21 protein-coding genes are annotated in these 24081 nt (G+C 71.5%); 9 read left to right on the top strand and 12 right to left on the bottom strand.

Features of this window, described 5'->3' with window-relative positions; all coding sequences use genetic code 11:
• Positions 1-60: 60 nt before the first annotated feature.
• The 5 genes from E7Z53_RS14050 (at position 61) to E7Z53_RS20025 (ending at position 3807) form a co-directional block, all read left to right on the top strand.
• Complete coding sequence (locus E7Z53_RS14050; RefSeq protein WP_176338007.1) at positions 61-801, top strand: GntR family transcriptional regulator; 741 nt, start codon at positions 61-63, stop codon at positions 799-801.
• A gap of 65 nt (positions 802-866) precedes the next feature.
• Complete coding sequence (gene iolB, locus E7Z53_RS14045; protein WP_176338006.1) at positions 867-1784, top strand: 5-deoxy-glucuronate isomerase; 918 nt, start codon at positions 867-869, stop codon at positions 1782-1784.
• Between the two features lie 8 nt (positions 1785-1792).
• On the top strand, positions 1793-3280 hold the full coding sequence (locus E7Z53_RS14040; RefSeq protein ID WP_176338005.1) for an MFS transporter: 1488 nt from the start codon (positions 1793-1795) through the stop codon (positions 3278-3280).
• Entirely contained in the window at positions 3277-3429 is a 153-nt protein-coding gene (locus E7Z53_RS20030) for a hypothetical protein (protein ID WP_217905808.1), read from the top strand. The genes E7Z53_RS14040 and E7Z53_RS20030 overlap by 4 nt, the downstream gene beginning before the upstream one ends.
• Before the next feature lie 12 nt (positions 3430-3441).
• Entirely contained in the window at positions 3442-3807 is a 366-nt protein-coding gene (locus E7Z53_RS20025) for an aldo/keto reductase (protein ID WP_369597992.1), read from the top strand.
• Between the two features lie 78 nt (positions 3808-3885).
• Here the strand turns inward: E7Z53_RS20025 and E7Z53_RS14030 are convergent, their stop codons facing one another.
• Together E7Z53_RS14030 and E7Z53_RS14025 are read right to left on the bottom strand one after the other, a co-directional pair.
• Complete coding sequence (locus E7Z53_RS14030; protein ID WP_176338004.1) at positions 3886-4893, bottom strand: sugar phosphate isomerase/epimerase family protein; 1008 nt, start codon at positions 4891-4893, stop codon at positions 3886-3888.
• On the bottom strand, positions 4890-6068 hold the full coding sequence (locus E7Z53_RS14025; RefSeq protein WP_109268829.1) for a Gfo/Idh/MocA family protein: 1179 nt from the start codon (positions 6066-6068) through the stop codon (positions 4890-4892). The genes E7Z53_RS14030 and E7Z53_RS14025 overlap by 4 nt, the downstream gene beginning before the upstream one ends.
• A gap of 192 nt (positions 6069-6260) precedes the next feature.
• On the opposite strand from E7Z53_RS14025, the gene E7Z53_RS14020 reads away from it, so the two are divergent.
• Complete coding sequence (locus E7Z53_RS14020; RefSeq protein ID WP_109268830.1) at positions 6261-7268, top strand: LacI family DNA-binding transcriptional regulator; 1008 nt, start codon at positions 6261-6263, stop codon at positions 7266-7268.
• Between the two features lie 102 nt (positions 7269-7370).
• Here the strand turns inward: E7Z53_RS14020 and E7Z53_RS14015 are convergent, their stop codons facing one another.
• The 7 genes from E7Z53_RS14015 to E7Z53_RS13985 all read right to left on the bottom strand — a co-directional run bounded on the left by E7Z53_RS14015 (position 7371) and on the right by E7Z53_RS13985 (position 15836).
• Positions 7371-8408, bottom strand: coding sequence for a Gfo/Idh/MocA family protein (locus E7Z53_RS14015; RefSeq protein ID WP_017832130.1), 1038 nt, complete (start codon positions 8406-8408; stop codon positions 7371-7373).
• An 89-nt stretch (positions 8409-8497) separates the two neighbouring features.
• Positions 8498-10033 (bottom strand): CoA-acylating methylmalonate-semialdehyde dehydrogenase, encoded by a 1536-nt coding sequence (locus tag E7Z53_RS14010; protein WP_176338003.1) that lies wholly within the window; start codon positions 10031-10033, stop codon positions 8498-8500.
• Between the two features lie 12 nt (positions 10034-10045).
• Positions 10046-12001 carry a 3D-(3,5/4)-trihydroxycyclohexane-1,2-dione acylhydrolase (decyclizing) gene (gene iolD, locus E7Z53_RS14005; RefSeq protein WP_176338002.1) on the bottom strand — a complete coding sequence of 652 codons (1956 nt, stop codon included), beginning with the start codon at positions 11999-12001 and terminating at the stop codon, positions 10046-10048.
• On the bottom strand, positions 11998-12936 hold the full coding sequence (locus E7Z53_RS14000; protein WP_035926938.1) for a Cgl0159 family (beta/alpha)8-fold protein: 939 nt from the start codon (positions 12934-12936) through the stop codon (positions 11998-12000). Before E7Z53_RS14000 ends, iolD begins: the two co-directional genes overlap by 4 nt.
• Positions 12933-13919 (bottom strand): 5-dehydro-2-deoxygluconokinase, encoded by a 987-nt coding sequence (gene iolC / locus E7Z53_RS13995; protein ID WP_035926933.1) that lies wholly within the window; start codon positions 13917-13919, stop codon positions 12933-12935. Before iolC ends, E7Z53_RS14000 begins: the two co-directional genes overlap by 4 nt.
• Entirely contained in the window at positions 13916-14842 is a 927-nt protein-coding gene (locus E7Z53_RS13990; RefSeq protein ID WP_176338001.1) for a sugar phosphate isomerase/epimerase family protein, read from the bottom strand. Before E7Z53_RS13990 ends, iolC begins: the two co-directional genes overlap by 4 nt.
• A 34-nt stretch (positions 14843-14876) precedes the next feature.
• Entirely contained in the window at positions 14877-15836 is a 960-nt protein-coding gene (locus tag E7Z53_RS13985) for a sugar phosphate isomerase/epimerase family protein (protein ID WP_052132931.1), read from the bottom strand.
• Between the two features lie 277 nt (positions 15837-16113).
• Here E7Z53_RS13985 and E7Z53_RS20835 point away from each other — a divergent pair, with 277 nt between their 5' ends.
• Entirely contained in the window at positions 16114-16506 is a 393-nt protein-coding gene (locus tag E7Z53_RS20835) for a tautomerase family protein (protein WP_109222522.1), read from the top strand.
• A 98-nt stretch (positions 16507-16604) separates the two neighbouring features.
• On the opposite strand, the gene sucD is transcribed toward E7Z53_RS20835, so the two are convergent.
• Both sucD and sucC read right to left on the bottom strand, forming a co-directional pair.
• The gene (sucD, locus tag E7Z53_RS13975; RefSeq protein ID WP_031282624.1) at positions 16605-17522 is read right to left on the bottom strand and encodes a succinate--CoA ligase subunit alpha; all 918 of its coding nucleotides are present in this window, start codon (positions 17520-17522) and stop codon (positions 16605-16607) included.
• A 39-nt stretch (positions 17523-17561) separates the two neighbouring features.
• The gene (gene sucC, locus E7Z53_RS13970) at positions 17562-18731 is read right to left on the bottom strand and encodes an ADP-forming succinate--CoA ligase subunit beta (RefSeq protein ID WP_017832728.1); all 1170 of its coding nucleotides are present in this window, start codon (positions 18729-18731) and stop codon (positions 17562-17564) included.
• Between the two features lie 262 nt (positions 18732-18993).
• On the opposite strand from sucC, the gene E7Z53_RS13965 reads away from it, so the two are divergent.
• Positions 18994-19743, top strand: coding sequence for a hypothetical protein (locus E7Z53_RS13965; protein ID WP_035926927.1), 750 nt, complete (start codon positions 18994-18996; stop codon positions 19741-19743).
• Between the two features lie 239 nt (positions 19744-19982).
• On the top strand, positions 19983-21431 hold the full coding sequence (locus tag E7Z53_RS13960) for a sugar porter family MFS transporter (protein WP_017832730.1): 1449 nt from the start codon (positions 19983-19985) through the stop codon (positions 21429-21431).
• Positions 21432-21610: 179 nt separating this feature from the next.
• Here E7Z53_RS13960 and pcrA read toward each other — a convergent pair whose 3' ends face one another.
• On the bottom strand, positions 21611-24079 hold the full coding sequence (pcrA, locus tag E7Z53_RS13955; RefSeq protein ID WP_176338000.1) for a DNA helicase PcrA: 2469 nt from the start codon (positions 24077-24079) through the stop codon (positions 21611-21613).
• Between the last annotated feature and the right edge of the window lie 2 nt (positions 24080-24081).

The following is a 24081-nucleotide window of genomic DNA, read 5'->3' as shown; positions in this document are numbered from 1 at the left end:
CTTCACAATGGAGGAAGTCGGCGGTCCCGCCCGCTCGGTTCCACTCCTTGGAGGTCCACCATGTCCTGCCCACTCCGTCTCACGGTCGACAAGACCTCCCCCGTGCCCCTCTACCACCAGGTGGCGCAGGGGCTCGAGGACGCGATCCGCAGCGGTGAGCTGCCCCCGGGAACCAAGCTGGACAACGAGATCGACCTCGCCAACCGGCTCAACCTGTCCCGGCCCACCATGCGCAAGGCCATGGACCAGCTCGTGCGCGCCGGGCTGCTGGTGCGCAAGCGCGGTGTGGGCACCCAGGTGGTGGGCAGCCAGGTGCGCCGCTCGCTCGAGCTGACCAGCCTGCACGAGGACCTCCAGCGCAGCGGGGGCAGTCCCAGCACGGACGTGCTGGACTTCGCGCGGATCCCTGCCGACGACGAGGTGGCGCTGCTGCTGGGCATCGCGCCGGGCGACGAGGTCTACCACCTCGTGCGCCTGCGCGGCACGGACGGCGAGCCGCTGGCCCTCATGGAGAACTGGATCCCCTGCGCGCTGTGCGAGCTCACGCGCGAGCAGCTCGAGCAGGAAGGGCTGTACTCCCTGATGCGCGGCCAGGGCGTCAACTTCCAGCTGGCCCACCAGCGGGTGGGCGCCGTCTCGGCCGACGCGTTCCAGGCGGAGCAGCTGGGCGTCGAGCCCGGCGCCGCGCTGGTCAGCATGCACCGCACCGCCATGGACGACCTCGGCCGGCAGGTGGAGACCGGCCGGCACGTGTACCGGGCCGACAAGTACACCTTCGAGCTGACCCTCGTCCAGCGCTGAGCGCCGGACCACCGCCGCGGCCCGAGACCACCGCACGACGACGACACCGGAAGGCACACCGACCCATGCACACCGACAGCCCCCGCCCCGAATGGGTCCACCCCAAGGACTCCGCCGCCCAGGACGGCTGGTTCGTCTCCCTGGGCGGCCACGACTCCGCCGCCGAGGTCCCCGGCTGGGCCCACACGGGCCTGCGCGTGGCCGACCTCTGCCCGGGCGGACGGATCCGCCTGGACGCCGCCGAGGAGGAGCGAATCGTGGTGCCCCTGGCGGGGAGCTTCACCGCCGAGACGAATGGTGAGAGCTACGACCTCGCCGGCCGGCCGTCGGTCTTCGCCGGCCCCACCGACGTCCTCTACACCGGGATCCGCCGGGACCTGACCGTGTCCACCGCCACCGGCGGCCGGGTGGCCGTGGCCTCGGCGCCCGCCCGCGCGGAGCACCCGACGCGGCTCGTGACCCGCGAGGAGATCCCGGTGGAGCTGCGCGGGGCGGGGAACTGCTCGCGCCAGGTGCACAACTTCGGCACGCCCGCCGCGCTGGAGGCCGACCGGTTCATCGTGTGCGAGGTGCTCACCCCGGCCGGCAACTGGTCCTCCTACCCGCCGCACAAGCACGACGAGGAGAAGGACGGGGAGACCGCCCTGGAGGAGATCTACTACTTCGAGACGCAGCTCGCCGAGGGCATGCCCGCCCCGGAGTCCGGCGGCACCGACCCGATGGGCTACCAGCGGGTCTACGCCTCGGACGACCGCCCCATCGACGTCAGCGCCGAGGTGCGCTCCGGCGACGTCGTCCTGGTGCCCTACGGCTGGCACGGGCCCGCCATGGCGACCCCCGGCTACGACCTGTACTACCTCAACGTCATGGCCGGGCCGGGCCGGGTGCGGGAGTGGCTGATCAGCGACGACCCCCACCACGGCTGGATCCGCCGGACCTGGGACGAGTCGGCCGTCGACCCCCGGCTGCCCTTCGGCCGCTGACCGGTTCCGTGCCGATCCGTCCGGGCGACCGCACCCGGACTCGTCCCCCGGACGACGGGACCGCCCGCACATGGAGCCGCCGGCTCGCGCTGCTCGTGTCCACCGTGCTGTTCATGGAGCACCTCGACGGCACGATCCTCGTCACCGCGGCGCCGAGCATCGCGGCCGATCTCGGCGTCGGCAGCGCCGAGATCGGCCTCGCGATGACCGTCTACCTCGTCACGGTGGCCACGTTCATCCCCGTGGGCGGCTGGCTCGCCGGCCGATTCGGGCCCCGGTGGGTGTTCTGCGCATCCATTGTCGTCTTCACGCTCGCCTCCCTCCTGTGCGCTGCCGGCAGCAGCCTCCCGGCACTGGTGGCGGCGCGGGTCCTTCAGGGCCTCGGCGGGGCCATGATGGTCCCGGTCGGGCAGCTCATCGTCCTGCGCGCCACGGACCGGCGCGATCTGCTGCGGGCCATCGCATGGATCACGTGGCCGGCGCTGCTCGCGCCCGTGCTGGCCCCGCTCGTGGGCGGGCTGCTGACCTCCTGGGCGAGCTGGCACTGGATCTTCCTGATCAACGTCCCGGTGGGCGCGGCGGCCCTCGTCGCGGCGCTGCGGCTCGTCCGCGACACGGAGACCGAACGCCGGTCCCTCGACGTGCCGGGGCTGCTGTGGTGCACGGTCGCCGTGTTCGGCCTGGTCGCCGGTCTGCAGCTCGTCCCGCACGCCGGATGGGCCGGCGCCGCGGTCGGGCTGCTGTGCGTCGCGGCCCTCAGCGGAGCCATCGCCGTGCGCTGGCTGCTGCGCGCCGCGAACCCCCTGCTGGACCTGCGGGTCTACCGGATCGCCGGCTACCGGGCGGCGAACTCGGGCGGCTTCGTCTACCGGGCGGTCGTCAGCTCGGTCCCGTTCCTGCTGCCGCTGCTGCTCCAGGACGGATTCGGCCGGTCGCCCGTGGAGTCCGGTCTGCTCGTCACCGCCGTGTTCCTCGGCAACGTGGGCGTCAAGCCGGCCACCACCCCGCTGCTGCGCCGGTTCGGGTTCCGCACCGTCCTCATCGCCTCCGTGTCCGGCGGTGCGGTCTGCATCGCGACGTTCCTGCTCCTGGCTCCGGGCACGCTCCTGTGGCTCGTCACCCTGCTGCTGCTGGCCAGCGGGGCGCTGCGCTCGATCGGATTCACCGCCTACAACTCCCTGCAGTTCGCCGACGTGGAACCGGCGCAGATCTCTTCGGCGAACACCCTGTCCGCCACCAGCGCGCAACTGGCCACCGGGCTGGGGATCGCCGTGGGAGCCCTCGTCCTGCAGCTGGCCTCGGCCGCTGCCGGAATTCTCCCCGAGGCCGGAGACCTGCTCCCGTACCGGGCGGCCTTCGCCGTCATGGCAACCCTGCTCCTGCTGCCCCTGGTCAGTGCGCTGCGGCTCCCACCCTCGGTGGCCGAGCACGTCAGCGGGCACGCCACCACCGTCCCGGCGCCACCCCGCACCCCTTCAGGAAAGAGGACACCATGACCGCTCTTCCCGAACGCCTGCTCAGCGACGCCACGACCCTGCCGGCCCTCGGCTTCGGCACCTTCCCGCACGAAGAGGCGGACTCCGCCGCAGTCACCGAGCACGCCCTGGACCTGGGCTACCGGCTGCTGGACACCGCCCTGAGCTAGGAGGCCACCGGGGTGACTCCGGTGGTGAACCAGATCGAGATGCACCCCTATTTCGGACAGCGCCCGCAGCGACAGTTCCACGCCGAGCACGGCATCCTCACACAGAGCTGGAGCCCGCTCGGGCGGGGCGGGGCCCTGCTGGCCGAACCGGCGCTGGAGGAGATCGCCCGCGCCCACGGCGTCGAGACCGGTCAGGTCGTGCTGCGCTGGCACGTCCAGCAGGGGGTCGTCCCGATCCGCACCTCCGCGAACCCGGAGCGACGCCGCGTCAACCGGGAACTGGATTTCGAGCTCAGTCCCGAGCAGATGGCCGCCGTCGACAGGTTGGAGCAGGGTCGCATCTGGGGCCAGGACCCCGAGGAGTACGAGGAGTTCTGAGCCCCCGCTCCACCGGCCCAGGTGCGCGACAGGGCCCCCTCCACCCGGAGGGGGCCCTGTCGTCGTCCGTGGACGGTGTCAGCGCAGGGCGCCGACGGACGCGGCGGCGCCCTTCAGGACGCCGGCGGCGATCTCGAGGCCCTCGATCCGGCCCAGGGAGACGTCCTCGTGCTCGATGTTGACGGCCATGTCCGGGTCGACCTCGTGCAGCGCGGTGAGGAACTCGGCCCAGTAGGCGGTGTCGTGGCCGCGGCCCAGTGCCACGAAGTCCCACGCGGAGTCCTTCGGCCACTCGTTGGCCCACTCGTCCCCGCCGAGGTTGGTGCGGTCCTCCTCGGCGGAGAGGCGGCGGAAGCTGTTGTCCAGCACACCGTAGAGCGCGGCGTTGTCCTGGTTGATCCGCACGTCCTTCGCGGCCGCGTGGAGGATCAGCGAGCCGAGCTCGCGGACCACGGCGACCGGGTCCATCTGCTGCCAGAACAGGTGCGAGGCGTCGAGCTCCACCCCCACGTGGGTGGCCCCGGTCAGCTCGATGAGCTTGCGGACGTCGGCGGTGTTGAAGACGACGTTCTGCGGGTGCAGCTCCAGGGCCACCTTCACGCCGTGGTCGGCGGCCATCCGGTCGGTCTCCCGCCAGAAATCGGCGACGAGACCCCACTGGTAGTCCAGCACGTCCAGGGAGGCGGAGTTCCAGGCGTTGACGACCCAGTTGGGCACGGTGGCCCCGGGCTCCCCGCCGGGCAGCCCGGACATGGTGACCACCCGGGTCTGGCCCAGCCGCTCGGCCAGCCGGATGGAGCGGCGGATGTCCTCGGCGTGCTTCTCCCCGATGGCACGCTTGGGGTGCAGCGGGTTGCCGTTGCAGTTGAGGCCGGCGATCGAGACGCCGGTGCCCTCGAAGACGGCCAGGTAGTCGTCGCGGGCGGCGTCGCTCTCCAGGATCTGGTCCATGTCCGGGACGTGGACGGCCGGGAGGAATCCGCCGGTGTTGATCTCGATGCCGGTCAGGCCGAGATCGGCGACGACCTTCAGCGCCTCCGGGAGCGGGCGGTCGTGCAGGATCGCGTTGTAGACACCGAGCTTCACAGGACGACCTTCTTTCCGTGATGGGTGGCCGACTCCACGGCCGCCTGCAGGATCTCCATGTTGTGCACGCCGTCCGCGAAGGAGGCGTTGCGCGGCAGTGAAACGGACTCGTCGAGACCTGCGACCTCCTCGAGGAAGGCGCGGGCCTGGTAGCCGAAGGCGTCGTTCTGGCCGAAGCCGACGCCGGGGGCGTCCATGGCCAGTCCCTGCGACAGGTAGGGGTGGCCGGGGCCGAGGTTGACGGTGCGGTAGCCGTTGGTGGCCTCGGGCCCCTCGCGGAGGAACAGCTCGATCTCGGCCGGGCGCAGCTGGTTGAACCGGGCCGCACCCTTCTCGCAGAACACCTCGAAGGTCAGCGTGTTGGGGTGCCCGGCCGCCACCCGGGAGACCTCGAGGCTGCCGGCGCCGGAGGCGAACTCCGCGGAGTAGGCGGCGTAGTCGTCGTTCTCGACCGGCTCGTGGACGTCGCTGACCTCCACCAGGTGGTGGCCGGTCACCGCGCCCAGGGGCAGGGGGCGTTCGGTGATGGTGGTGGCCAGGCGTCCGCCGGACACGGAGGCGATGTCGCCGCAGAGGAATTCCGCGACGTAGGCCAGGTGGCTGCCGACATCGGCCAGCGCACCGGAGCCGGGGCCGCCCTTGTAGCGCCAGCTCATCGGGGCCTTGGGGTTGAACCCGTAGTCGGTCCAGTACCGGCCGCTGAAGTGCAGGACCTTGCCCAGGGTGCCGTCCTGGATCAGGTCGCGGATCGCGGCGATGCCGGGGGTGCGCCGGAAGGTGAAGCCGATCCGGGCGACGGACTCCGCCTGCTCGGCGGCGGCGGCCATGGCGCGGGCGTCCTCGAGGGTGTCGCTGAGCGGCTTCTCGCACAGCACGTGCTTGCCCGCCTCCAGCAGGCCCTCGACCGCCCGGCGGTGGAAGCGGTTCGCGATGACGACGCTGACCACGTCGATCTCCGGGTCCTCCGCGACCGCCTCCCAGGAGCCGACGGCCTTCTCATAGCCGTAGCGGCGGGCCACGTGGCCACCGAGGGTCTCGTTGACGTCGCCGATGGCGACGTAGCGCAGCGGGGGCAGGACGGGGTCGTAGAGCGTGGGGGCCACGCGGTAGGCGGCCGCGTGGGCCTGGCCTGCCATGCCGGCGCCGATGACGGCGATGCCGATGCTGTCGGTCATGTTTCTCTCCTGGACTGGGGACGGGACGGGGACGGTTCGGGAAAGGGGACGAACACGCACGAAGAGCGGCCGTCGCTCCGGGCCCTGTGGCACCGGTCACGATTGGAGCGCTCCAACGAGCGTAGGATCTTCTGCGGACCGGGTCAAGAGATTTGTCAGGACAAATTCGGGAGAGCGATCGGGGACAATGCTGTGGTGAACACTCGACCGCCCACCATCTACGACGTCGCCCGGAGCGCGGGCGTCTCCAAGTCCTTGGTGTCCCTCGTCCTGCGCGGCTCCCCCAGCGTCTCCGAGGCCCGGCGGACCGCCGTCCTGGAGGCGGTGGAGCGGCTGGGCTACCGCCCCAGCCAGGCCGCCGCGGCGCTGGCCGGGGCGACGACGCGCACCATCGGGGTGGTCATCGACGACTGGCGGAACCTGTGGTTCGTGGAGCTGCTGCGCGGTCTGCAGGAGGGCCTGGCGCCGCACGGACTGCGGATCGCGGTCGCCGACCACACGCTCAACGCGCACGTGGAGGCGCACCCGCTGGACGGCTTCCTGTCGATGCGCGTCGACGGGCTGGTGATCGCCACCGAGCCGACCGGGGCCATGCGCGTGCCCGAGGGACTGCCCGTCGTGGTGGCCGGCCACCGGGAGGGCGTGGTGCCGGGTGCCGAGGTCGTCGCCAACGACGACCGGCTCGGCGCGCGCCTGGCGACGGAGCACCTGATCGGCCTCGGCCACCGCGGCATCGGCCACCTCACGGGCGGCGGCGGAGCGGCCCGGCTGCGGGCGGAGGGCTTCGCGGCGGCGATGGCCGCGGCCGGCCTCGAGCCCCGCACCGTCGCCGGGCACGGTGCCACCACGGAGGAGGACGGCTACGCCGCCGCGGTGCGCCTGCTCGACGCCGCTCCGGAGACCACGGCGGTCTTCGCCGCCAACGACACCATGGCCATGGGGGCGCTCGCGGCGGCCGGTGAGCGCGGGCTGCGCGTGCCGCATGAGCTCTCGGTGGTCGGCTACGACGACTCCCCCATCGCCTCCACCCATCTCCTGCGGCTGACCACCGTCGACAGCCGCAACGCGGAGATCGGCGCGGTGGCCGCCGAGCGGCTGGTGGCCCGGATCGGCGGGGGCCCGGACACGGGGGCGGCGGTCCTGCTCGAGCCGGAGCTGGTCGTCCGCGGCTCCACGGCGGCACCCCGCGCGACCGGGTGACGGCGGGGCCCCGCGAGCGCCCCGCCGCCGCGCCGGGGAAACGGGTCAGGGCGCGGCGGGGCCCTCGCCCCGCCGCGCCCTGACGCCGGCCCCCGCTGCCACTCAGGCGCGGGCGGCCACCGGTGCCGTGCTGTAGAGCTCCGGCTTCGGCTGCATCCGCACGGGCACGATCTCCCCGCTGGCCTGCGCCCGGACGCCGGCCTCGCAGCACGCGGCCGTGGCGTAGCCGTCCCATGCGGAGGGCCCGCCGATCTGCCCGCGCGCGGCGGCGTCGACCCACGCCTGGATCTCGCGGTCGTAGGCCTCGACGAAGCGCTCCTCGAAGCCCGGGGTGACGCTGCCGCCCCAGGTGCCGGCCGTGCGGACGTAGGGTTCGGTGTCGCCGCCGATGCCCACCACGCCGGTCTCGAAGGACGCCTGCGTGGCGACCTGGTAGCCGAACTGCGCGTTGACGTAGGCCTCGACCTGGGCGAGGATCCCGGACTCGGTCTCCATGAGCACCAGCTGCGGGTCCTTCTGGCCCTCCGGGGCGTTGCGGGTGGAGCGCCCGATCCGGACCTGGACCGAGGTGATCTCCTCCCCGGTGAAGAAGCGCACGGCGTCGAACTCGTGCACCACGGAGTCGTTGATGATCATCTCGTTGGTGAACCCGGGCGGGGTGGTCGGGTTGCGGTGCTGGTGGTGCAGGGTCAGCAGCTCCCCGTAGGTCTGCTCCTCGATCATCCGGCGCAGGGCGAGATAGCCCGCGTCGAAGCGGCGCATGAAGCCGACCTGGATCAGCTGCCGGCCGGCGGCGACCTCGGCCTCGACCACGCGCCAGGAGGACTCCGCGTCCGGGGTCAGCGGCTTCTCGCACAGCGTGGGCAGCCCGTGCTCGATCGCGGACAGCAGCACCTGCTCGTGCAGGAACCCGGGAGTGGCGATGAGGGCGGCGTCGATGTCGTCCCGGTCGAGCACCTCCTGGAAGTCGGTGTGGGCCACCGCGCCGGGGATGTGGGCGATGGCGGCCTCGGCCCGGGCCCGGTCGATGTCGACGACGGCGGCGATCTCGGCGCCGTTGATCCGGCGGTGGATGCGCTCGATGTGGTCGGCGCCCATGCGGCCGGCTCCGACGACGGCTACGCGCAGCGGGGTGTTCATGGTGTTCTCCTTCCGCCGCCCCTGCGGGGCGGGATGTGCGGGGCGCTCCCGCCGGTCCGGGGACCGGCGGGAGCGGGGTGGCGTGCGGGTCAGTGGTCGGACGAGGACGGGAAGGCGAAGGACGCCCCCGAGGCGTGGTGCGGCTCGGGCCACCGCTCGGTGACGGCCTTGCCGCGGGTGTAGAAGCGCACGCCGTCGGGCCCGTAGATGTGGTGGTCGCCGAACAGCGAGGCCTTCCAGCCGCCGAAGGAGTGCCAGGCGACGGGCACGGGGATCGGGACGTTGACGCCGATCATGCCCACGGTCACCTGCCGCTTGAACTGGCGGGCGTAGGCGCCGGAGGAGGTGAAGATCGCGGTGCCGTTGCCGTACGGGTTGGCGTTGATGACCTCGATGCCCTCGTCCAGGGTGTCCACGCGCAGCACCACGAGGACGGGCCCGAAGATCTCCTCCTCGTAGGCGGCCATGTCCTTCCGGACCCTGTCCAGGACGGTGGGGCCCACGAAGAAGCCGTCCTCGTGGTCCTTCACGATCAGGTCGCGGCCGTCCACGACGACGGCGGCGCCGTCCTGCTCGGCGGCGGTGACGATCCGGCGCACGCGGTCCCGGGACGCGGGGGTGATGACGGGGCCCATGTCGGAGGAGGCGTCCATGCCGTTGCCCACGGTGATGTCCTTGGCGCGGGCGGCGAGCTTGTCCACGAGCAGGTCCGCGGCCTCGCCGACGGCCACGGCCACGGACACGGCCATGCAGCGCTCCCCGGCGGAGCCGAAGGCGGCCGCGGTGAGGTTGTCGGCCGCGGAGTCCATGTCGGCGTCCGGCAGCACGATCGCGTGGTTCTTCGCCCCGCCGAGGGCCTGGACGCGCTTGCCGTGCTTGGTCGCGGTCTCGTGCACGTACTGGGCGATCGGGGTGGAGCCCACGAACGAGATGCCGTCCACGTCCGGGTGGGTCAGCAGCCCGTCCACGGCTTCCTTGCCGCCGTGCAGCACCTGGAACACCCCGTCCGGCAGTCCGGCCCGCTGCCACAGCTCGGCGATCAGCAGGGCCGGGGAGGGGTCCCGCTCGGAAGGCTTGAGGATGAAGGCGTTGCCGGTGGCGATCGCCACCGGGGCCATCCACAGCGGCACCATGACGGGGAAGTTGAACGGGGTGATGCCCGCGACCACGCCGAGGGGCTGGCGGAAGGAGTAGACGTCGATGCCGGTGGAGAACTGGTCGGAGTACTCCCCCTTGAGCTGCTCGGCGATCCCGCAGGCGAACTCGACGACCTCGAGGCCGCGGCCCACCTCGCCCTTGGCGTCGGAGAGCACCTTGCCGTGCTCGGCGGTGATCAGGGCGGCGAGGTCGTCGGTGTGGGCGGCCACGAGCTCGCGGAACTTGAACAGCACGGCGGTGCGCTTGGCCAGGGACACGTCGCCCCACGAGTCGGCGGCCGCCCGGGCCGCGGCCACCGTGGTCTGCAGGTCCTCGTCGGTGGCCAGGTGCAGGATGCCGGACACCTGCCCGGTGGCGGGGTTGTAGATCTCCTGGGTGCGGTCACCGGTGCCGGGCGTGCGGGCCCCGGCGATGAAGTGCTCGACGTGCTGGATCTGCTGGTCGGTCCTGTCGATCTGCTGGGTCATGGGACTCCTCCTTCAGTTCCCCAGCAGCGGACGCTGCCGGGCCTTGTGCTGCTGGTAGACCTCGTAGGCCTCGTTCGTGGACTCGAGGGTGGCGGTGCCCGTGACGGGCACGTCCCACCAGGACTCGGAGCTGGGCGCGTCGATCAGCGGGTCCGACTCCACGTGCACGAGCACGGGACCGGAGCCCTCGGGCACGGCCTTGGCCTCGGCCACGCACCGCTGCAGCCGGTCGATCACGCCCTCGCCGGGCTCGACCCGCAGCACGCGCACGCCGAGGGACTCGGCGTTCGTGGCGAGGTCGATCGGCAGCGTCGAGCCGTCGTCGAAGCTGTGCCGCTGCCCGTCGAGGTAGCGGTACTTCGTGCCGAAGCGCTGGGACCCCAGCTGCTCCGAGAGCGCGCCGATCGAGGCGTAGCCGTGGTTCTGGATCAGCACCACCACGAGCTTGAGCCCCTCGGCCACGGCCGTGACGAGCTCGGTGTGCATCATCAAGTAGGAGCCGTCCCCGACCATGACGACGACGTCGCGCGCGTCCTGCGGCGTCCCGGCCCGCTGGGCCTCGGCCACGGCGGCCCGCTTGACCCCGAGCCCGCCGGCGATCTCGTAGCCCATGCAGGAGAACGCGTACTCGACGTGGTAGCCGAAGGCGTCCTTGACCCGCCACATCTTGTGCAGGTCACCGGGCAGCGAGCCCGCCGCGCACACGACGACGTCCCGGTCGTCCATGGCCTCGTTGACGGCCCCGATGATCTCGTTCTGGCTGGGCAGCGGCAGGTGCCGCTCGGAGAACGCCGCGTCCACGGTCGCGTCCCAGCGCTGCTTCTCGGCTTCGACGGTCGCCGCGAGGTCCGCACCGACCCGGTACCCGCCCAGCGCCTGCGTCAGCGCGACGAGCGTCTTGCGGGCGTCGGCGACGACCGGCACGGCGGTGCCCTGCTTGTAGGCGTCGAACGCCGCGACGTTGATGTTGACGAAGCGCACGTCCGGGTGCTGGAACGCGGTGCGGGATGCGGTGGTGAAGTCCTCGTACCGGGTGCCGATGCCGATCACCAGGTCGGCGTCGGCGACCACGGCGTTGGAGGCCGTGGAGCCGGTGGAGCCGACGGCCCCGAGGCACAGCGGGTGGTCCCAGTCCATGACCCCCACGCCCGCCTGGGTGTAGGTCACGGGGATCCCGGTGGTCTCGGCGAACTCGGCCAGCGCCTCGGTGGCGAAGGAGTAGTGCACCCCGCCGCCGGCGATGACCACGGGCCGCTCGGCCGCACGGATCGCCGCGACGGCCGCGCGGACGTCCTCCTCCTCGGGCGCCGGCCGGCGGATCCGCCACTCCCGGGGGGCGAGGAACTCCTCGGGCACCTCCAGCGGCTCGGCCTGCACGTCCTGCGGGAGCGCGATCGTCACGGCGCCGGTCTCGGCCGGGTCCGTGAGCACCCGCATGCCGTTGAGCAGCGCCGAGAAGAGCTGCTCCGGCCGCCAGACGCGGTCGAAGTAGCGGGACACCGGCCGGAAGACGTCGTTGACGGTGATGTCGTTGGCGTCGGGGCGCTCGAGCTGCTGGAGAACCGGGTCCGGGCGCCGGGAGGCGAACTGGTCCGAGGGGAACAGCAGCGCGGGCAGCCGGTTCGTGGTGGCCAGGGCGGCGCCGGTCACCATGTTGGTGGCGCCGGGGCCGATCGAGGTGGACACCGCGAAGGTGGCCCGGCGCCGGGTGTGCCGGGCGTAGCCGACGGCCTGGTGCACCTGGGCCTGCTCGTTGCGGCCCTGGTAGTAGGGCATCAGGGCGGGGTCCTGGGCCTGGTACTGCTTCAGGGCCTGGCCCACCCCGGCCACGTTGCCGTGCCCGAAGATGCCGAACATGCCCGGGATCGTGCGCTGCCGGTACTCCTCGGCACCGATCCGGTCGACGGTCCACTGGTTGGCCAGGAACTCCACGAGCGCCTGGGAGACGGAGAGGGTGCGGGTGCTCATCGGGCGGCTCCTTCCTCGACGGTGTGCCCCTTAAGCAGGGACGCGGCGGTGGCCACGGCGCCGGCGACGTCGCCGTCCTCGGGATAGAGGAGGGTGCGGCCGACGGTCAGGCCCTGGACGCCGGGCAGCGCGAGGGCGGCCTCCCAGGTCGCAAAGACCTCGTCGGGCCGGCCGCTCGGGTCGCCGCCCAGCAGGACCGTGGGCAGGGTGGTGGCCGCCATGACGCGCTCCATGTCCTCGACCACGGGCAGCTTCATCCACGTGTGCGCGGAGGTTCCCCCGAGCCCCTGGGCGATCGCCACGGACTGGATCACGGCGTCGGCCGAGAGGTCGTTGACGATGCCGGTGCCGGTGATCCGGGAGATGAACGGCTCCACCATCGCGATGAGGCCGAGGGCGGCGAGGGAGTCCACCGCCCTGGCGGTGTTCTCCAGGACGGAGGTGGTGTGCGGGTCCTCGAAGCAGATGCGGGTGAGCATCTTGCCGCCGTCGGCGCCGATCCGGTCCAGGGCCTCGGCGGTGTGCCCCGTGAAGCGGTCGTCGATCTCGTTGACGAGGCCCGGCAGTCCGCCGCGGTTCATGGAGCCGAAGACGAGCTTGCCCTCGAGCGCCCCCAGCAGCAGCAGGTCGTCCAGCACGTCCGGGGAGGCGAGCACGCCGTCCACCTGGGGGTCCGCCAGGGCGATCTGCAGCCGGTCGAGCAGGCTGCGCCGGTCGGCCATGGCGTCGGCCTCGCCGCGCACCCGCAGGGCGCCGCGGGCCGCGTGGTCGGCGGCGACGACGAAGTTCTGCCGCCCGTGCACGGGTCCGGGGTGACGACGGCGGGAGTCGGCGGCGCGCTGGACGGCGCGCGGGTCCTCCAGCCGGACCCGGGTCAGGTGCTCGTAGCGGCGGGGGTCCGCCGTGTCGAGCTCGAGGGGGGTGGTCGTGGTCATCGGGTGGCTCCTTCGGGTACGGCGCGGCCGCGCTCGCGCAGCAGCTGGAAGACCTCGGCGGGGGTGGGCATGGCGTCGGAGCAGGAGATCTTCGAGGCCACGATCGCGCCTGAGGCGTTGGCGTAGTCGAGGACCTGCTCGAGGCTCCAGCCCTGGTTGATGCCGTGGCAGAAGGCCCCGCCGAAGGAGTCGCCGGCGCCGAGGCCGTTGACGGTCTCCACCGGGACGGGGGCCGAGACCACGCGCTCGTCGCGGGTCTTGGCCATGACCCCCTCGGGGCCGAGCTTGACGACGGCGATCCGCACGCCGGCCTCCAGCAGCCGGTCGGCCTGCTCGTCGGGGGTGCCCTCCCCCACGGCCACCGCGCACTCCTTGTCGTTGCCGATGGCGATGGTCACGTGGCCGAGCAGCTCGTGGACCTGCGCGCGGGCGTCCTCCTCGGACTCCCAGAACATGGGCCGGTAGTCGAGGTCCAGGATCGTGTGCTGGTCGGCCCGCAGCTGCTCGCGGGGACGGGCCTCGTGGGCGGCGAAGTGGGCCGCCCGGGACGGCTCCTGGCACAGGCCCGTGACGGTGGACCACAGGATCCGCGTGTCGGCCACGACCTCGGTGTCGATCTCCTCGGGCCGGATCTGCAGGTCCGGGGCCGTGGGGAAGCGTCCGTAGAAGTACAGCGGGAAGTCCTCGGGCGGGCGGATCGCGCAGAACGTGGCGGGGGTCTGCAGCCCCGGCACGGCGCTCACGAACCGGTCGTCCACGCCGTAGCGGGTGAGCTCGCGGTGCAGGAAGGTGGCGAACGGGTCGTCGCCGGTGCGGGTGATCACCGCGGTGGACTCGCCGTGGCGGGCTGCGGCGACCGCCACGTTCGACGGCGATCCGCCGAGGTACTTGCGGAACGTGGTCACGTCCTCGAGTCCGACGCCGATGTCGTCGGGGTAGATGTCGACGCTGATGCGTCCCAGGGTCACGACGTCGTAGCTCACGCGTGGGCCTCCGTCCTCTGCTCGGTGTGCTGCGGGGTGCCGGCGGCGGCCTTCCGGGCCGCCTCGGCGCGCTCGGTCATCTGCTCCAGCTGGTAGCGGGAGACCTCCATCGCGCTCTCGTCCTCGGCGAAGACCGAGGAGACCATCACGGAGTCCGCCCGGTCGAGGAAGCCGTTGGCGGCGAGGCCGCCGAAGAACTCGTCCCAGTCGACGTCGCCGTCGCCGATCTTCAGGTGCTGGTGCACCCGGGCGGCGTTGCCCGGGGGGTTGGTGATGTAGCGCAGCCCGTGCGAGCGGTGGTGGTCCATCGTGTCCGCCACGTGCACCACGCGCAGGCGGTCGCCCACCGCGGCCATGATCTCCAGGGGTGCGTCCTCCATGTGGAAGGTGTGCGGGGCCACGTAGGCGAAGCCGAGGTTCGGGGAGTTCACGCCCCGGATCACCCGCCACGCCGCCAGGCCCTGCTCCACGAAGTCGTCGGGGTGCGGGTCGATGGCGATGTGCACGCCCTCCGCCTCGATGAGGGGCAGGAGCTCCTCCATGGAGCGGTAGAACGCGCGCTCGGACTCCTCGGAGAGCTCGGGCCGGCCGGAGAACTCGGTGTTCATCTGCTGCACCCCGAGGTCCACCGTCATCCGGACGGCGCGCTTCCAGTACCGCACGGCGGCCTCACGGGCGTCGGGGTCCGGGGAGGACCAGCGCAGCACGGGCAGCACGGAGGCGATCTGCACCCCGGCGGCACGGCAGGCCGCCCGCAGGTCCGCGACGAGCCGGTCGTCGGCCTTGGGGTGGCCGAAGAAGGGCAGGAAGTCGGCGTGCGGCGTGAGCTGCAGGTGGTCGTAGCCCAGGTCCGCGGCGAGCTGCGGGAACTCGAGCAGGGAGTGGGTGGAATGGAACGGGGTGGGATCGAGGGCGATCTTCATGGGCGGATCTCCAGGTCTGTGGTGCGCGGACGGGTCAGCGGACGCGGGTGCGGGAGCCGCAGCCCAGCAGGTAGGAGCGCGTGCGGGTGGCGATGGGCAGCGGGACGTCGAAGGAGGAGACGGGGTACATGTCCTGCTCGACGATGCCGAAGACCGGCCGCTCCAGCTTCTCCACCTCCGCGATGACCTCCGCGAGGTCCGGCAGGCCGGCGGGCGGCTCGACCATGACACCGGCGAGGTTGGCCGCGGCCCAGGTCAGGTTCTCCCGGCGCACGCGTTCGAGGACCACGGGGTCGATCTGCTTCAGGTGCAGGTAGCCGATCCGCTCGGGGTAGCGGCGGATGAGGTCCACGGAGGACGCTCCCCCGTACTCGGCGTGGCCGGTGTCCAGGCAGAGGGTGACCAGCTCGGGGTCGGTGCGCTGCAGGAAGGTCTCGATGTCGGGCTGGCCGCACACGTGGGAGTCGGCGTGGGAGTGGAACTGCTGCTGCAGACCGAAGTCCTCGCGCAGCACCTTCCCCAGCCGGTCGTGGCCCTCGCACAGCGCGTTCCACTGCTCGGTGCTCAGGTGCTCGTTCTCGAGCGCCTGGCCCGTCACGTCGTCCCGCCACATGGCCGGGATCACCACGATGTGCTCGCCGCCCATGGCTGCAGTCAGCTCGGCGACCTTCCGCGCGGGCTCCCACGCCTCCTGCCACTGACCGGCGCCGCGATGGAACGCCGTGAAGACGGTGCCCGCCGAGACCTTCAGGCTGCGCTGGGCGAGCTCGTCGGCGAGCCGGGCGGGGTCCGTGGGCAGGTAGCCGTAGGGACCCAGCTCGATCCAGGAGTAGCCCGCCTCGGCGACCTCGTCGAGGAAGCGCTCCCAGGGGGTCTGCTTCGGGTCGTCGGCGAACCACACGCCCCAGGAGTCCGGGGCGGTGCCGATGAGAACGGGGTTCTGCTGCTGTGCCGCCGCGCCGGCGGTCGTGGAGGTCGCGCTCTGCTGCGCCATGGTGACCTGCTTTCTGGTGCTGGACCGGCGTCACGGTGCGGATCCCGTGCGCCCGGCCGATCAGTGGTCCGGATCACAACCAGAATACGACATCAGGTCAGTTTGTAAAGACATACCGTCTAACTGCGCGCCCAGCGATCCCCGAGACCCGATTCGGGGCCACCGGAGGGGGCAAGGGACGCCCATCAGGTCTTTTCTTTGTCGTAATGTCTTGACATACTTTCGAGCACGGTGGAACAGTCATCCACCACGTGCCATCCACCGGAAGGACCCACCCGTGCCCCTCGTGCGCATCGACGTCACCGAAGACCGTCGAACCCCCGAACAGCTCCGCGAGCTCGCCGACACCGTCCAGGACGTCATGCTCGACACCTTCGCGGCCCCGCCCCGCGACCGCTACCAGATCATCACCGAGCACCGGCCCGGCCAGATCATCGCCGAGGACACCGGCCTCGGCTTCACCCGCACCGACGACCTCGTCATCGTCCAGGTGGTCCAGCAGGGCCGCAGCGAGGCCCAGAAGCAGGCCATGTACCGGGCCCTGGCCGACCGCCTCCGCGCCCGCACCGGGCTGGACCCGCAGGACCTCATCGTCTCCGTCACCGAGAACACCCGCGAGGACTGGTCCTTCGGCGAGGGCGTCGCGCAGTTCCTCGAAGGCCGGCTCTGACTCCTCGGCCGGCTCGGCGCACGGGAAAGGCCCCGTCCACGGTGTTCGCGGACGGGGCCTTCCCCGGGTGCTGGGTCGACGGGCCGGAGCCCGCCGGATCACTTCGTCTCGAAGATCTCCCGCATCAGCTGGGCGGTCTCGGACGGGGTCTTGCCGACCTTCACGCCCGCGGCCTCGAGGGCCTCCTTCTTGGCCTGCGCCGTGCCCGAGGAGCCGGAGACGATGGCGCCGGCGTGGCCCATGGTCTTGCCCTCGGGAGCGGTGAAGCCGGCGACGTAGCCGACGACCGGCTTGGAGACGTTCGCCTTGATGAAGTCCGCGGCGCGCTCCTCGGCGTCGCCGCCGATCTCGCCGATCATCACGATGGCCTCGGTCTCGGGGTCCGCCTCGAACGCCTCGAGGGCGTCGATGTGGGTGGTGCCGATGACCGGGTCGCCGCCGATGCCGATGGCGGTGGTGAAGCCGATGTCGCGCAGCTCGTACATCATCTGGTAGGTCAGGGTGCCCGACTTGGAGACCAGGCCGATCTTGCCCTTGCCGGTGATGTTCGCCGGGGTGATGCCGACGAGCGACTCGCCCGGGGTGATGATGCCGGGGCAGTTCGGGCCGATGATGCGGGTGGTCTGCTTGCCGTCCGCACCGGTCCTCGACTTCGCGTAGGCCCAGAACTCGGCGGAGTCCTGCACCGGGATGCCCTCGGTGATGACGACCACCAGCGGGACCGAGGCGTCGATGGCCTCGATCACGGCGTCCTTCGTGAAGGCCGGCGGCACGAAGACGATCGACACGTCCGCGCCGGTCTTCTCGACGGCCTCGGCGACGGTGCCGAAGACCGGCAGCTCGACGCTGTTGCCGTCCTTGTCCTGGTGGGCCACGGTGGTGCCGGCCTTGCGGGCGTTGACGCCGCCCATGACCTGCGTCCCCGCCGCGAGCATGCGGCCGGTGTGCTTGGTGCCCTCGCCGCCGGTGATGCCCTGAACGATGACCTTGGAGTCCTTGTTCAAAAAGATTGACATTGCTGTTCGTTCCTTAGAAGTGTTCGTCCGGTCGGCGGATCAGTTGGCGGCGTGGGCGAGCTCGGCGGCCTTGTCCGCGCCCTCGTCCATGGTCTCGGCGAGGGTGACGAGCGGGTGGTTGGCGCCGGCCAGGATGCGCCGGCCCTCCTCGACGTTGTTGCCGTCCAGGCGGACCACGAGCGGCTTGTCCTCCTCGTCCCCGAGGATCTCGAGGGCCTTCACGATGCCGTTGGCCACGGCGTCGCACGCGGTGATGCCGCCGAAGACGTTGACGAACACGGACTTCACCTGCGGGTCGTTGAGGATCACGTCCAGGCCCGCGGCCATGACCTCGGCCGAGGCCCCGCCGCCGATGTCCAGGAAGTTGGCCGGCTTGACGTTGCCGTGCTTCTCGCCGGCGTAGGCGACGACGTCCAGGGTGGACATCACCAGGCCCGCGCCGTTGCCGATGATGCCGACCTCGCCGTCGAGCTTGACGTAGTTGAGGTCGTGCTCCTTGGCCTTCTCCTCGAGGGGGTCGGCGCTGGACTTGTCGGCGAGGGAGGCGTGCTCCGGCTGGCGGAACTCCGCGTTCTCGTCGAGGGTGACCTTGCCGTCGAGAGCGATGACCTGCCCGTCGCCGGTCTTCACCAGCGGGTTGACCTCGACGAGCGTGGCGTCCTCCTTCTTGAAGACGTCCCACAGCTTCACGAGCACGGGGACCACCTTCGCGGCGGTCTCGTCGTCGAACTTCGCCTCGCGGACGATCTCCTGGGCCTTGGCCTCGGTGATGCCCTCGGTCGGGACGACCTCGACGCGGGCGAGGGCCTCGGGCCGCTCGACGGCGAGCTGCTCGATCTCCACGCCGCCCTCGACGGAGCACATGGCCAGGTAGGAGCGGTTGGCACGGTCCAGCAGGATCGAGAAGTAGTACTCCTCCGCGATGTCCGCGCCCTGGGCGATCATGACGCGGTGGACGGTGTGGCCCTTGATGTCCATGCCGAGGATCTGCTGGGCGTACTCGTAGGCCTCGTCGGCGGTCTTGGCGACCTTGACGCCGCCGGCCTTGCCGCGGCCTCCGACCTTGACCTGCGCCTTCACGACGGTGACCCCGCCGATCTTCTCGGCGGCGGCCCTTGCTTCTTCGGGGGTGGTCGCGACGATGCCCTGGAGCACGGGGACGCCGTGCTTCTCGAACAGGTCGCGTGCCTGGTATTCGAACAGGTCCACGGGTGAATGCCCTTCTTCGTCGAAGTCGTGGGCGGCGGCGACCCGGGCAGTGTGCGGGTCGTCCTCCGACCTGGTGGTGAACGGAGCACTGCGCATCCTCCCGGCCGGGGCCGGCAGGATGCGTCCGGGCCGTTCCGCGGAGCCGTTCCGGGCGCGGGACGTACCGGTGCACTCCCTGTACGAGACTGTAGTGCATGCTGAAACTGCGGCCACAACCGGGGGCGCGCGCGTGCGGCCCGGCGATTCTTGATTGACTGGCCCCATGAGCTCTGTCGACTCCCCCGAGAACCGGGCGTTCGCCCCTGCCGATGCCGGCTTCCTCGTCTCGATCGCGACCTTCGCGTTCGTGGCCCTCGGACTGGAGGCCGTGGTCGACGGCACGGTGCTCACCTTCACCGGCGGGATCCCCGACGTCTACCCGCTGGGCTGGCAGGTCGTCACCTGGCTGACCCTCGGCGCGGCGTGGCTCGCGATCCAGCGGGGCCTCGTGGCGTGGCTGCGCCACCGGGCGGCGGACCCCGCGGTCCCTGCGCCCTCGGACCCCGCCCCCTCCTCCGCGGTCGACCACCGGCGGACCACCACGGCCCTCGTCGTCTTCGTGCTGGCCGTCCTGCTCGGGGTGATCCTGCCCGTCTTCCTCGTGGGCGAGTGGCGCGTGCAGCCGATCCAGCTCTACCTGGACCTCTACGCGGAGTACGGCGCGGGCGCGTGGCTCGGCATGGTGGGCTTCGCCGCCTACCACGTGGGGCGGGCCCTGCTCCTCGCACTGGTCCTGACGTGCGTGCAGCGGGCCGCGGAGCTGCGCCGGCCGGCCCCCTGGGCACGGGTCGCCCCGGTGGGCGGGCTCGTCCTCGGGCTCCTGCTCGCCCTGCCCGGGCTGGTCCTGGGCGGCTGGGCCTCCGTCGCCACGGCCGTGGTCTGCTGCACGCTGCTGGGCGTGGTGCACAACCTCACCGGCAGGTCGCTGCGCTGGACGGCCCCCGCGGCCGTGGCGGTGCTGCTGTTCGTCTAGCGGCGTCGGCCGGGGCCCCTGTCGCCGTGCGCCCCTCCGGCTCCGACCCGGGCAGGACCGTGGCGGAGAAATGTTGCGGCGATCACAAGAATCTGCCCGCCGGGGTTCCCCACCCCGGCCATATGTCCTAACATAATGACATCAGGACCACTGAGACGTGCGTCACGCACGGAGTGACCCGTCCGACCCGTCAGCACCGTGCAGAGCGCACCGGTTGCGTCCGAGCAAAGGAACTCCCGATGGCCACCTCCTCACCCCGGGAAGCAGCAGCCACGCTGCCTCCCCTCACGTCCGGGCCGCATCGCAAGCGCCTCGGTCTCATCTCCGTCGTCGCCTGCTTCGGCGGCCTGCTCTTCGGCTACGACACCGGCGTGATCAACGGCGCGCTCCGCCCGATGTCGGAGGAGCTCGGCCTCACCCCGTTCACCGAGGGCGTGGTCACCAGCTCGCTCGTCTTCGCCGCCGCCGTCGGCGCACTGTCCGGCGGACGACTCTCGGACGCCTGGGGACGCCGGAAGACCATCCTCCTGCTGGCCGTCCTGTTCTTCGTCGGGACCCTGGTCGTCGTGCTCACCCCCAACTACGAGATCCTCGTGCTCGGGCGCGTCCTGCTCGGCCTGGCGGTGGGCGGCGCCTCGGCGGTGGTGCCCGTCTTCCTCGCGGAGATGGCCCCGTACGAGATCCGCGGCTCGATCGCCGGACGCAACGAGGTGGCCATCGTGATCGGCCAGCTCTCCGCGTTCGTGATCAACGCGATCATCGGCAACGTCTTCAGCGACGTCACCGGCGTCTGGCGGATCATGTTCGCGATCTGCGCGCTGCCGGCCGTGGCGCTGTTCATCGGCATGCTCCGGATGCCGGAGTCCCCGCGCTGGCTCGTCGAGAAGGGCCGGCACGCGGAGGCCCTCGAGGTGCTCAAGACGGTGCGCTCCGAGGACCGTGCGATCGCCGAGCTCGGCGAGGTCGAGCACATCACCGAGGAGGAGCGCGCCGAGAACCGGATCGGGCTGGGCGCGATCCTGACCAACAAGCACCTGCTCCGCATCCTGCTCGTCGGCATCGGCCTCGGCATCGTCCAGCAGTTCACCGGCATCAACTCGATCATGTACTACGGGCAGATCGTGCTGATCGAATCGGGCTTCGAGGCCGGCGCGGCCCTCATCGCCAACATCGCCCCCGGGGTGATCGCCGTGGTCGGCGGCTTCATCGCGCTGTACATGATGGACCGGCTCGACCGGCGCAAGACCTTCATGATCGGTCTGAGCCTCACCACCACGTGCCACCTGCTGATCGGGATCGCCGCGATGACGATGACGGTGGACAACCCGCTGCGGCCCTGGGTGATCCTGGCCCTCGTGGTGGCCTTCGTCGGCTCCATGCAGACCTTCCTCAACGTCGCGGTCTGGGTGTACCTCTCCGAGGTGTTCCCCCTGCACATGCGCGGCTTCGGGATCGGCGTGTCCGTCTTCATGCTCTGGGTGGCCAACGGCGTCCTCGCGCTCTACTTCCCCTCCCTGGTCGACGCGGTCGGGATCACCGGGACGTTCTTCCTCTTCGCCGGGTTCGGCGTGCTGTCCCTGATCTTCGTCTACACCCAGGTCCCGGAGACGCGGGGACGCACCCTCGAGGCGCTCGAGGAGGACGTCTCGACCGGCGCGATCTACACGGTGAAGGCGAAGTCCTCCTAGGGAACAAGCCCGAGAGGTCAGCGGCGGGGACGCCCTGACCCGAGGAGAGCCTCCGGCCGGACGTGGTCCCTGACCACGCTCCGGCCGGAGGCTCTTCGCACGTCCCGCCCCCGCTCCGGCACGGGACCGGAGGCGGGACCACCGGTACCACCACCGCGGGCGGGCGGAACCGGGGCGGCTCAGCCGACCTTCGTCAGCGGCGCGTAGCGCAGCAGCAGCCGCTTCTCGTCGGCCCCGAAGCGCACCTTCGCCACGGTCTTGTCGCCGGCGCCCTCGAGGGACACCACGGTGCCCTTCCCGAACGCCGTGTGGTCCACGGTGTCGCCGACCGTGAGGCTGGGGATCTCCTTGTTGGGCTGGACCCGTCCGGCCGTGGTGGCCCGGGACGGTGCCATCCGCTCGAAGGCCGCGTTCGACGCCGCGGCGGCGCCCCAGTAGGAGCCCCGCATCGGGTCCCGCTGCCCGGAGCCGCCGTGCAGGGAGGAACCCCAGGACGCCGGGGCCGAGGACCCCTCGCGCTTCCAGTCGAGGAGCTCCGCCGGGATCTCGTCGAGGAACGGGCTGGCCGGGTTGTACTGGGACTGCCCCCACATGGAGCGGAACTCGGAGCGGGTGAGGTAGAGGCGCTCGCGGGCCCGGGTGAGCCCCACGTAGGCGAGCCGCCGCTCCTCCTCCATCTCCTTCTCGTCCGTGAGGGAGCGCTGGTGCGGGAACAGCCCGTGCTCCATGCCGGTCAGGAAGACCACGGGGAACTCGAGGCCCTTGGCGGTGTGCAGGGTCATGAGCGTGACCACGCCCTGGGCGCGCGCCTCGGCGACCTCCGCCGCGATCTGCTCGGCACTCGGGCCGCCCTCGGTGCCGGCGGCGGGCCGGTTCGGGATCTGGTCGGCGTCGGCCACGAGGGAGACGTGCTCGAGGAACTCGGGCAGCCCGGCGTCGGAGTGGTCCCGCTCGAACTCGCGGACCACGGCCACGAGCTCCGCGAGGTTCTCGACCCGGGACTCGTCCTGGGGGTCCTGCGACTGGCGCAGCGCGGCGAGGTATCCGGACTGCTCCAGGACGGCCTCGAGGACCGTGGCGGCCCCCGAGCCCTCGGCGACCGAGGCGAGGTCGTCCATGAGCTGGACGAAGGCCTTGACCGCGTTCAGGGAGCGGGTGGCCATGCCGGGCGCCTCGTCGGCGCGGCGCAGCGCGGCCATGAAGGAGACCCGCTCGCGCTCGGCGAGGGCCGCGGCGGCGCCCTCCGCGCGGTCGCCGATGCCGCGCTTGGGCTCGTTGACGATCCGGCGGACGTTGATGTCGTCGTCCGGGTTCACGATCGCGCGCAGGTAGGACAGGGCGTCCTTGATCTCCTTGCGCTCGTAGAAGCGGGTGCCGCCCACCACCTTGTAGGGCAGGCCCACGCGCATGAGGATCTCCTCGAGAGAGCGGGACTGCGCGTTGGTGCGGTAGAACACGGCGACGTCGCCGGGGCGGTACCCGTCCTCGTCCTGGAGACGGTCGATCTCCTCGGCGATGAAGCGGGCCTCCTCGTGCTCGTTCTCGGCGGCGTAGCCGGTGATCTTCTCGCCGCTGCCGGAGGCCGTCCACAGCCGCTTGTCCCGGCGGCCCTTGTTCTTGGCGATCACCGCGTTGGCCGCGGTGAGGATGTTCTGGGTGGACCGGTAGTTCTGCTCCAGCAGGATGGTGCGGGCCTGGGGGTAGTCCTGCTCGAAGTCGACGATGTTGCGGATGTCGGCCCCGCGGAACGCGTAGATCGACTGGTCCGAGTCCCCCACGACGGTCAGCTCGGCGGGCGGCACGGGGCTCGCCCCCGGCCCGGTCCCGGCGTCCGCCCCCGTCCCGACGAGCTCCCGGACCAGCGCGTACTGCGCGTGGTTGGTGTCCTGGTACTCGTCGATGAGCACGTGCCGGTACCGCCGCCGGTAGTACTCGGCGACCTGCGGGAACGCTCGGAGCATGTGCACGGTCTGGGCGATGAGGTCGTCGAAGTCCATGGCGTTGGCCGCGCGCAGCCGCTCCGTGTAGCCGCGGTAGACCTGGGCCACGGCGCTCTCGAAGGGGTCGGTCTCGGAGACCCGGGACAGGTACGTCTCGTCGTCGACGAGCTCGTTCTTCAGCGCGGAGATCCGGTGCTGGATGCTCTTGGGGGCGAAGCGCTTCGGATCGAGGTCGTGCTGCTTGGCCACGAGGGTGAGCAGCCGCAGGGAGTCGGCGGAGTCGTAGATGGAGAAGGTCGACTTCAGGCCCACGCTGGCGGCCTCCCGCCGCAGCACGCGCACGCAGAAGGAGTGGAAGGTGGAGATCGACATCGACCTCGCGGAGTCCCCCACCAGCTCCACCACGCGCTCGCGCATCTCGGCGGCGGCCTTGTTCGTGAACGTGATCGCCAGGATCTCGCCCTGGTGGGCGCGCCCGGTGGCCAGCAGGTGCGCGATCCGGTGGGTCAGCACCCGGGTCTTTCCGGAGCCGGCGCCGGCGACGATCAGCAGCGGTGAGCCGGAGTGCTCCACGGCTGCCCGCTGCGGGTCGTTGAGCCCCTCCACCAGGGCCTCGGCGGAGACGGTGCCCCGCCGCGGACGGGCGTCGGTGCCGGGGCGGGCCACGGAGGCGGAGGGCAGGAGCGGGTTGTCGAAGAGGTAGTCCATCG

This window comes from Kocuria salina, from assembly GCF_013368965.1.
In the GTDB taxonomy this organism is placed as follows: domain Bacteria; phylum Actinomycetota; class Actinomycetes; order Actinomycetales; family Micrococcaceae; genus Kocuria; species Kocuria rosea.
This window is presented reverse-complemented; position numbering and strand designations above follow the sequence as displayed.

Excerpts from the sequence above, each read along its gene's own strand:
- E7Z53_RS13965 (WP_035926927.1), top strand. The coding sequence starts at position 18,994 with ATGAGCTCTGTCGACTCCCCCGAGAACCGGGCGTTCGCCCCTGCCGAT.
- pcrA (WP_176338000.1), bottom strand. The coding sequence starts at position 24,079 with ATGGACTACCTCTTCGACAACCCGCTCCTGCCCTCCGCCTCCGTGGCC.
- E7Z53_RS13990 (WP_176338001.1), bottom strand. The coding sequence starts at position 14,842 with ATGAAGATCGCCCTCGATCCCACCCCGTTCCATTCCACCCACTCCCTG.
- E7Z53_RS13960 (WP_017832730.1), top strand. The coding sequence starts at position 19,983 with ATGGCCACCTCCTCACCCCGGGAAGCAGCAGCCACGCTGCCTCCCCTC.
- iolB (WP_176338006.1), top strand. The coding sequence starts at position 867 with ATGCACACCGACAGCCCCCGCCCCGAATGGGTCCACCCCAAGGACTCC.
- sucD (WP_031282624.1), bottom strand. The coding sequence starts at position 17,522 with ATGTCAATCTTTTTGAACAAGGACTCCAAGGTCATCGTTCAGGGCATC.
- E7Z53_RS14025 (WP_109268829.1), bottom strand. The coding sequence starts at position 6,068 with ATGACCGACAGCATCGGCATCGCCGTCATCGGCGCCGGCATGGCAGGC.
- iolD (WP_176338002.1), bottom strand. The coding sequence starts at position 12,001 with ATGAGCACCCGCACCCTCTCCGTCTCCCAGGCGCTCGTGGAGTTCCTG.
- E7Z53_RS13985 (WP_052132931.1), bottom strand. The coding sequence starts at position 15,836 with ATGGCGCAGCAGAGCGCGACCTCCACGACCGCCGGCGCGGCGGCACAG.
- E7Z53_RS20030 (WP_217905808.1), top strand. The coding sequence starts at position 3,277 with ATGACCGCTCTTCCCGAACGCCTGCTCAGCGACGCCACGACCCTGCCG.
- E7Z53_RS14000 (WP_035926938.1), bottom strand. The coding sequence starts at position 12,936 with ATGACCACGACCACCCCCCTCGAGCTCGACACGGCGGACCCCCGCCGC.
- E7Z53_RS14050 (WP_176338007.1), top strand. The coding sequence starts at position 61 with ATGTCCTGCCCACTCCGTCTCACGGTCGACAAGACCTCCCCCGTGCCC.
- E7Z53_RS14015 (WP_017832130.1), bottom strand. The coding sequence starts at position 8,408 with ATGAACACCCCGCTGCGCGTAGCCGTCGTCGGAGCCGGCCGCATGGGC.
- E7Z53_RS14010 (WP_176338003.1), bottom strand. The coding sequence starts at position 10,033 with ATGACCCAGCAGATCGACAGGACCGACCAGCAGATCCAGCACGTCGAG.